This is a genomic window from Frigoribacterium sp. RIT-PI-h, from assembly GCF_001297205.1.
Lineage (GTDB): Bacteria > Actinomycetota > Actinomycetes > Actinomycetales > Microbacteriaceae > Frigoribacterium.
Genome location: NZ_LHOZ01000017.1, coordinates 24,318 through 32,686 on the forward strand (window position 1 = coordinate 24,318; position 8,369 = coordinate 32,686).

Consider the following 8,369-nt stretch of genomic DNA (forward strand, 5'->3'; position numbering starts at 1 on the left):
CCGCCACCCCCTCACCGCGTCCCCCCCGTCCCGGGTGGGCCACCCGACCGGAAAGGACCAGCCTCCGTGGCTTCCCTCTCACGCCCCACCGGCGCCCCCGCCGCCGTCACCGCCGTCCCGACCCGGCGCCGCCGTCTCGCGACGGTGCTCGCCCTCACCGCCGCCACCGGGGTCGCCCTCGCCGGCGCCCTCGTGGGCACGTCACCCGCGCACGCCGCCGACGGCGACGGCTGGGTGCGCGTCGGCCACCTCTCGCCCGACACGAAGGCCGTCGACGTGACCCTGACCTCGCTCAAGGGCGGGCAGGGCGTCATGGCCCTCGACGACGTCACCTACGGTCAGGTCAGCCCCTCCCGGGCGCGGGCCGCCGGCACCTCCGTGGTCGCGAGGACCGCGGCCGACGCCCCCGCCAGCGCGAAGCCCGTCATCGCGGCCAACGTCCCGGGGGGGAGCGGCCAGCCGATCACGGCCGTCGCGTACGGCCCGAACGACGACCTCGAGACGCAGGTCTTCAAGGACGACCGGACGCCGCCCGCCGACGGCCAGGCCAAGGTCCGTCTCGTGCAGGCCGCGAACGTGAGCAAGACCGTCACCGTCGCGACCAGCACGGGCACCACCATCGCCGAGAAGGCACCCTTCGGCAGCGCGAGCGGCTACGCCCAGGTCGCGGCCGGCCCGTGGGCCCTCGACCTGACCGGTCAGAAGGTCACCGGCACGAGCGACGTCGACCTCACGGCCGGCAGCACCAACACCCGGTGCGTGCTCGACAACTCGACCGGCGGCCTGACCGTCGTGCCCGTGGTCGCCAGCGCGGCCACCGCCCAGGCACCCGTCGGCGGCGTTCAGACGGGTGGCGGCTACCTCGCCGAGCACCCGCAGAAGAGCGAGCCCAAGGGCCTCTGGGCCACCGTGCTCGGCTGGTTCGGGGTCTGACGACCCGCACGACCCGGCACGACGAGCGCAGCCCGGCAGGACGAGGAGGCGCGGTGGGCGACACACCGCACCGCGCCTCCTCGGCTCCCCGCCCCACCGCACGACCGACGCCCGGCACCATCGGGCAGGAGAAGAGGACGACATGACGAAGAAGACGAAGGCGCTGCTCGCAGCGGCCGTCGTGGTGGCTCTCGCCGTCACGGCCGGCATCGCCTCCCTCGTCGTCGGAGGGCCCGGCGGCCCGTCGACGGACCAGGCAGGCGGCGGTGCGGACGCGACCGGCACCCCCGGCGCGGGCACCGCGACCCCGCAGGCCCGGACGGCCACCGAGATCGGTGAGGACTTCCTGGCGGACTACGTCGACGACGACGGCCGCGTCGTCCGGCGCGACCAGGGCGACGACACCGTGAGCGAAGGGCAGGCCTACGGGCTGCTCGTCGCGGTCGCCGTGGGCGACGAGAAGCGGTTCGACGCCATCTGGCGTTGGACGGAGGACGAGCTCGTCCGTCCCGACGGACTGCTCGCCTGGCAGTGGAAGGACGGCGCGGTGGTCGACGACATGCCCGCCAGCGACGCCGACGTCGACGCGGCCCGGGCCCTCGTGCTCGCCGGCTCGACGTTCGACCGACCCGACCTCACCACCGCGGGCGTCGACCTCGGCACGGACGTGCTCGACGAGATGACGGTCTCGACCGACGTCGGCCGCATCCTGCTGCCCGGCCCGTGGGCGGCGGGCCCCGGCCCGTGGTCGTACAACCCCTCGTATGCCTCGCCCGCCACCTTCGCGCAGCTCGGCGCCGTCAGCGGCGACCCTCGGTGGGCCGAGCTCGAGGCCGGTTCGAGGGCCGTGACCACGAACATCCTCTCGTCGACGGCCCTGCCGAGCGACTGGGCCCAGGTGCGGCAGGACGGCACGACCGTCCCGCTGCCGAGCGCCGACGGCTCGTCGGGCACCGTGCAGTACAGCTACGACGCCGGCCGGCTCGCCCTGCGCTACGCCGAGTCGTGCCAGCCGGACGACGTGGCCCGTGCCGCGTCGATGGCCTCCGTGCTGCAGCGTTACGACGAGCTGCCCATGCAGCTCGACCTCGGCGGTCAGTCGGTCGGCTCGGACCAGAGCCCGCTCGCCTACGCCGCCCGCGCGGCGGCCGAGGCCAGCGACGGCCAGCACGACCGGGCCGCCGCCGACCTGCGCACCGCCGACGCCCTGTCGCAGTCGACCCCGACGTACTACGGCACCGCCTGGGCGGCGCTGGCCGCCCTGCAGCTCGAGGGCACGAGCCTCGGCGCGTGCTCGCCCCTGGCGGTGGCCGGATGAGCCTCGCGACCTTCGTGACCGGCCATCGCGCCGCCGCCCTCGCCGTCGGTGCCGCCCTGGTGCTCGTCGCCGGCGGGGTGACCGCGGCCGCCGTCGCCGACCGGCCCGATGACACGGGCACCTCGACCGCGGCCACGTCGTCGGCCACCGCGACGCCGGACCCAGCCAGCGGGTCGGCCGGTGCCTTCCAGGACCCGGCGGCACCGTCGTCCCCCGCGCCCCGGGCGGACGCCGCGCCCGTCCGCGTCCCGATCCCGCCGAGGGGCGTCGACTCGGGCCCGGAGGCCCGGGGGCTCGGGGCGAGGGGCGAGCCCGACCCGCCGAAGGAGTGGCAGTCGGCGGGCTGGTACCAGGACGGAGCCGTCCCCGGAGCGGGGGGACCGGCCGTCATCGCCGGGCATGTCGACTCGGGCTCGGGCCCTGCGGTCTTCGTCGACCTGGCGAAGCTCGTGCCCGGCGACGAGGTGCAGGTCACGCTGTCCACCGGCTCGGTCGCGACCCTCCGCGTCACCGGCAGCGAGCGCACCCCGCAGGCGACGTCCCCGACCAGCGACGTCTACGGTGCCAGCCCGCCCCCCCGCCTGCGGCTGATCACCCGCGACGGGCCATTCGCCCGGTCCACCGGGCACTACGTCGACAACCTGATCGTGTTCGCGGACCTCGTGACCTCGTGACCGGCGGCCGCCCCCGACCGCCGCGCCGCGCCTCCTGACCTCCCGGCACCCGACCCAACCCGAACACCGACGCCCGACACCGGACACCCGACACCCGACACCTCCGACTCCCACCCGACGGGAAAGGACCCCACCATGAACGACGCCCTCGTCATCATCCCGACCTTCAACGAGCGCGAGAACCTCGACTGGATCGTGGGGCGCACCCTCGCCTCCGGTGCCTCGGTCGACGTGCTCGTCGTCGACGACGGCTCGCCCGACGGCACCGGCGAGCTGGCCGACGCCTACGCCGACCGCGACCCCCGTGTGCACGTGATGCACCGCACCGCGAAGGCCGGCCTCGGCGCGGCCTACCTGGCCGGCTTCGCCTGGGGACTCGAGCGCGGCTACGACGCCCTCGTCGAGATGGACGCCGACGGCTCGCACCACCCCGAGTACCTGCCCGGCATGCTCGAGCTGCTGCGCGAGAACGACCTCGTGCTCGGCTCGCGGTGGGTACCCGGCGGTGCCGTCGAGAACTGGCCGCTGCGTCGGAAGCTGCTCAGCCGCGGCGGAAGCTGGTACACGCGCGGCGCCCTGGGCATCCGGGTGGCCGACACGACCGGCGGGTTCCGGGTGTTCCGGTCGTCGGCGCTGCGCCGCATCGACCTCGACCGGGTCGAGTCACGCGGTTACTGCTTCCAGGTCGACCTTCTCTGGCGCGCGCTCCAGGCGGGCCTGCGGGTCGTCGAGACCCCGATCACGTTCACCGAGCGCATCCACGGCGCCTCGAAGATGAGCGGCTCGATCGTCCGGGAGTCGCTGACCAAGGTGACCCTGTGGGGTCTGCGACGACGGGCCCGCGCCGTCGTCGAACTGGTCGTGCGACACCGTCGCCTGCCGAGCGTCCGCGCCACCTCGCACCGGGTCGGTCCCGTGCGCGGCGACGTGTCGACGCGCTAGCCGGGAGGCGGCACGCGCGCGCCCGGGGTGGTCAGCCCCGGGCGCGCATCGTCCACGCCCGCGTCGTCCGTGCCCGCGTCAGCGGACGATCGCGACCGAGTGCGCCGGGAGCAGCAGGCTCGCACCCGGGACGATCGACTCGTCGCTGGCGAACAGGACGGTCTCGGCGCTCACCGCGACCCGCGCCTCCTGGTCGGCGAGGTTGATCGCGATCCGCAGGTCGCCACGCGTCAGAACCAGCCAGCGGGCGTCGCCGTCGTACTCGACGCCGGTCTCGCCGAAGCGGGGGTCGGTGAGCGCGGGCTCGCTGCGGCGCAGGGCGCCCAGGCGGCGGTACGCGTCGAGCAGCACCGCGTGACGGCCGGTCTCGAGCTCGGACCAGTCGAGCTTGCTGTTCTCGAAGGTCGAGGGCTCCTGCGGGTCGGGCACGGACGACTCGTCCCAGCCCATCTTCGCGAACTCCTCGATGCGGCCCTTCGCCGTCGCCTCGCCCAGATCGTGCTCGGGGTGCGAGGTGAAGAACTGCCAGGGGGTCGAGGCGCCCCACTCCTCGCCCATGAAGAGCATCGGCGTGTACGGGCCGGCCAGGGTGAGCGTCGCGGCGATGATCAGCTGCCCGTCGTCGAGCGTCGCCGCCAGGCGGTCACCGATCGCCCGGTTGCCGATCTGGTCGTGGTTCTGGTTGGCCACCACCAGTCGCCAGGTCGGCATGTGCTCGGTGTCGACCGGGTGCCCGTGCGTCGCCTCGCGGAACGACGACCAGGTGCCGTCGTGGAAGAAGCCCTTGGTCAGCACCTTGGCGAGGGCGCCGAGGGGCTCGAAGTCGGCGTAGTAGCCCGTCGTCTCGCCGGTCAGCGCGACGTGCACCGCGTGGTGGAAGTCATCGCTCCACTGCGCGTCGAGGCCGTAGCCCTGGCGGTGGTCGGGGCCGAAGCCACCGCCGTCGCGCGGGGTGATCAGACGCGGGTCGTTGAGGTCGCTCTCGGCGATCAGCGAGAGCGGGCGGCGCAGGTGGCTGCTGAGGGCCGCGGTGCGCTCGGCCAGTTCTTGCAGCAGGTGGACCTCGCTGTCGTCCTTGAGGGCGTGGACGGCGTCGAGGCGCAGACCGTCGACGTGGTAGTCGTCGAGCCACATGGCCGTGTTGTCGAGGATGAACTCGCGCACCTCCTGGGCGCCGTCGTCGTCGAGGTTGACGTTGTCGCCCCAGGTGTTGGCGTGCTTGCTCGACAGGTAGGGGCCGAAGAGCGGCAGGTAGTTGCCCGACGGGCCGAGGTGGTTGTAGACGACGTCCTGCACGACGCCGAGCCCGGCCGCGTGCGCGGCGTCGACGAAGCGCTGGTAGGCCTCGGGGCCGCCGTAGTTGTCGGTGACCGTGAACCAGTCGACGCCGTCGTAGCCCCAGTTCCAGCGGCCGTTGACGCCGTTGACCGGCAGCAGCTCGACCAGGTCGACGCCGAGGTCGACGAGGTACGGCAGCTTCTCGATCGCGGAGTCGAGCGTCCCCTCGGGCGTGAAGGTGCCGACGTGCAGCTCGTAGACGACCGAGCCGGCCAGCTGGCGGCCGGTCCATGCGTCGTCCGTCCAGGCGAAGGCGCTCGGGTCGTAGGTCTCGCTGAGCCCGTGCACGCCGTCGGGCTGGCGACGTGAGCGGGGGTCGGGCAGCGGCGTCTCGCCTTCGGGGGAGTCGCCGCCGTCGAGCACGAAGCCGTAGCGGTGACCCGGGCCGCGGTCGAGGTCGGCGGGGGCGCGCCACCAGCCGGTGTCGGGCTCGGCCGCCAGTGGCAGCAGCTCGCCGTCGAGGTGCAGGTGCACGGTGGTCGCGTTCGGGGCCCAGACGTCGTAGACGCTCATCGGTCTCCTCGGGTTCGGAAGGGGCGGGGGAGGGGAGGGGCGAGAAGGCACGACATGCCGCTCACATCAGGAGGTGAGCGGCATGTCGTGACGTGTCGCCGGGGGCGACGGTAGTCGGGCGCGACGCGGCGCGACCCGACGGGGTCAGTCCTCTGCGGGGATCAGCAGGGCGACGGGGTACGTGTCGAGCACGTCGGCCAGGCGGAGGCGACCGCCCTCGGGCCGGCGGCCGGTGAGCACGTCGCGGTACGCGCCTCCCGCGGGCAGGACGACGGGGGCGTCCCAGCCGCCCGCCCTCTCGCGGGCGGCGGGCAGGCGGGTCGCGATCGCGAGCGCCCCGCCCCGGTCGACGGCGACGGCCGACCGGCCCGCTCGCCGAAGACCGGCAGCCCGGCGGACCGCGCGAACAGGGCGGGGCGGGCGCGGCGCAGCGTCAGGGCGGGGTGCGTCACGACGAGCTTGGCGGCGCCGGTGTCGTCGCGCGCCGGCGTCGCACCGCCGCGGACCTCGTCCAGGAGGCGCCGGCGCAGCCCGAAGTCGACCTCGCGTCGGTTGTCGGGGTCGACGAGCGAGAAGTCCCACAGCTCGCCGCCCTGGTAGACGTCGGGGCTGCCGGGGCCGGTGAGCTGCATCAGCGCCACGCCGAGCGAGTTGCTGTAGCCGGGTGCGCGGAGGACGTCGACGATGCGCTCGACCTCGTGACGCACCTCGTCGTCGTCGAAGGCGGCGTCGACCGCGGCGTGCATCCGCCCTTCGAAGGCCTCGGCCTCGTCGGTGCGGTCGGTCCACGTGGTCGACGTGCTCGCCTCGCGGGACGCCTTCTCGGCGTAGGCGTGCAGGCGCTCGCGCGACGCGGGCCACGCGCCGACGATCGTCTGCCAGAGGATGTTCTCGAACGGGCCGGCGCCGACCGGGGCGAGCTCGCGCAGACGCTCGAGGGTCGCCGCCCACTCGGTGGCGACCTCGGCCAGCACCGAGACGCGGGCACGGACGTCGGCGCTGCGCTTCGTGTCGTGCGTGGACAGGGTCGTCATGCCGAACGGGCGCTCGGCCAGGCGGACCTGCTGACGCGCGTGGAACTCGTCGGACGTCAGCGAGAACTCGCTCGGGTCGGCACCCACCTCGGTCAGCGTCGCCAGGCGGCTGTAGCGGTAGAAGGCCGCGTCTTCGACGCCCTTGGCCATGACCATGCCGCTCGTCTGCTGGAAGCGCACCGAGGCGGGGGGCGCTCGTCGCGCAGCACGGCGACGACGCGCGCGACGGCGGCGGCGAGGTCGGGGCGGTGGGTCGTGGCGACCGCGGCGGCCTCGGTCAGCCGGTCGGCCCCCTGCGGCAGGTAGCTGCGGTACACCGGGAAGGCCGCGGCCAGCTCGGCCAGCGTGTCCACCACCGACGGGTCGACGGTGCCGCCCTCGGCGATCAGCCGGGCGAGGCGGTTGATCTCGCTGCCCAGGATGCCGTCGGCGATGCCGCGCTTCGTGCCGAGGATCATCTCGTGCCAGTCGACGGGCTCGTCGCCGGTCGTCTCGTCGGCCCCGGCGGCGTGCTCGTCGGCGTCGACCCCGCGGGCCCGGCGCAGGCGCGCGTCGAGGGCGTCGAGGGCGGGTGCCCCGTTCGGGTCGACGAAGAGGCGGTCGAGGTCGGCCAGGGCGTCGTAACCCGTCGTGCCGGCCGTCGCCCAGTCCTCGGGCAGGCGCTCGTCGCCCTCGAGGATCTTCTCGACGAGCACGTGCGCGTCGCCGGTCAGGGCGGCGAGCAGGTCGAGGTAGCCCTTGGGGTCGGCGAGGCCGTCCGGGTGGTCGACCCGCAGACCGTCGACGAGGCCCTCCGAGAACCAACGGCCGATCTCGGCGTGCGACTCGGCGAAGACCCCTCTGTCTTCGACGCGGATGCCCGCGAGGGTGTTGACCGCGAAGAAGCGACGGTAGTTGAGGTCGGTGTCGGCCCGCTTCCAGTGAACCAACTCGTAGTGCTGGCGCGAGTGCACCGTGGCGGCGTCGTCGCCGGGCGAGCTCGTGCCCGGGGCGATCGGGTAGACGTTGTCGTAGTAGTGCAACTCGTCGCCGTCGACCGTGAGGCCCTCGATCGACCCGTCCGTCGCGGCGGGCTCGCCGAGCACCGGCAGCAACACCTTGTCGGCACCCGCGGCCCAGTCGACGTCGAACGCGTCGGCGTAGCGGGACGCGCGGCCGTGGGTCAGGAGGTCCCACCACCAGACGCTCGCCTTCGGGGTCGCGACGCCGACGTGGTTCGGCACGATGTCGACCAGTACGCCGAGGCCCTCGGCGTGGGCGCGCGTCGAGAGCTCGTCGAGGCCCTCGGCACCGCCGCGCTCGGGGTCGACCCGACTGTGGTCGACGACGTCGTAGCCGTGGTCGCTGCCCGGCTCGGCGGCGAGGATCGGCGACAGGTAGACCCAGTCGGCGCCGAGGTCACGCAGGTACGGCACCAGGTCGGCGGCCGCGTCCAGATCGAAGGAGGCGCGCACCTGGAGTCGGTACGTCGAACGCGGGTGCATGGTCGGTTCGTGTCGGGTCACAGTTCTTCCTCGGCCGTGGCACGCAGGACGACGAGCGAGCGACCCACCACGGGGAGTCGGTCGCCGGCCCGCAGGGCCGCGGGGGCCTGCGGGGTCGAGGGCGGTTGGGGGG

At 74.1% G+C, this 8,369-nt stretch carries 5 protein-coding genes and 1 pseudogene; 4 read left to right on the top strand and 2 right to left on the bottom strand.

Annotation, left to right across the window (positions count from 1 at the left end):
• Window positions 1-66: 66 nt before the first annotated feature.
• The 4 genes from AEQ27_RS01085 to AEQ27_RS01100 all read left to right on the top strand — a co-directional run bounded on the left by AEQ27_RS01085 (window position 67) and on the right by AEQ27_RS01100 (window position 3,867).
• A complete protein-coding gene (locus tag AEQ27_RS01085; RefSeq protein ID WP_054144998.1) occupies window positions 67-933 on the top strand; it encodes a DUF4397 domain-containing protein in 867 nt (288 codons plus the stop codon).
• Window positions 934-1,075: 142 nt separating this feature from the next.
• Window positions 1,076-2,251, top strand: coding sequence for a glycosyl hydrolase family 8 (locus tag AEQ27_RS01090; protein WP_054144999.1), 1,176 nt, complete (start codon window positions 1,076-1,078; stop codon window positions 2,249-2,251).
• Complete coding sequence (locus AEQ27_RS01095; protein WP_152970069.1) at window positions 2,248-2,925, top strand: class F sortase; 678 nt, start codon at window positions 2,248-2,250, stop codon at window positions 2,923-2,925. The genes AEQ27_RS01090 and AEQ27_RS01095 overlap by 4 nt, the downstream gene beginning before the upstream one ends.
• 135 nt (window positions 2,926-3,060) lie before the next feature.
• Window positions 3,061-3,867, top strand: coding sequence for a polyprenol monophosphomannose synthase (locus AEQ27_RS01100; RefSeq protein ID WP_054145001.1), 807 nt, complete (start codon window positions 3,061-3,063; stop codon window positions 3,865-3,867).
• 78 nt (window positions 3,868-3,945) lie between these two features.
• Here AEQ27_RS01100 and treZ read toward each other — a convergent pair whose 3' ends face one another.
• Both treZ and treY read right to left on the bottom strand, forming a co-directional pair.
• The gene (gene treZ, locus AEQ27_RS01105; protein ID WP_054145002.1) at window positions 3,946-5,718 is read right to left on the bottom strand and encodes a malto-oligosyltrehalose trehalohydrolase; all 1,773 of its coding nucleotides are present in this window, start codon (window positions 5,716-5,718) and stop codon (window positions 3,946-3,948) included.
• 144 nt (window positions 5,719-5,862) lie between these two features.
• Window positions 5,863-8,236: pseudogene (gene treY / locus AEQ27_RS01110) on the bottom strand (malto-oligosyltrehalose synthase).
• Between the last annotated feature and the right edge of the window lie 133 nt (window positions 8,237-8,369).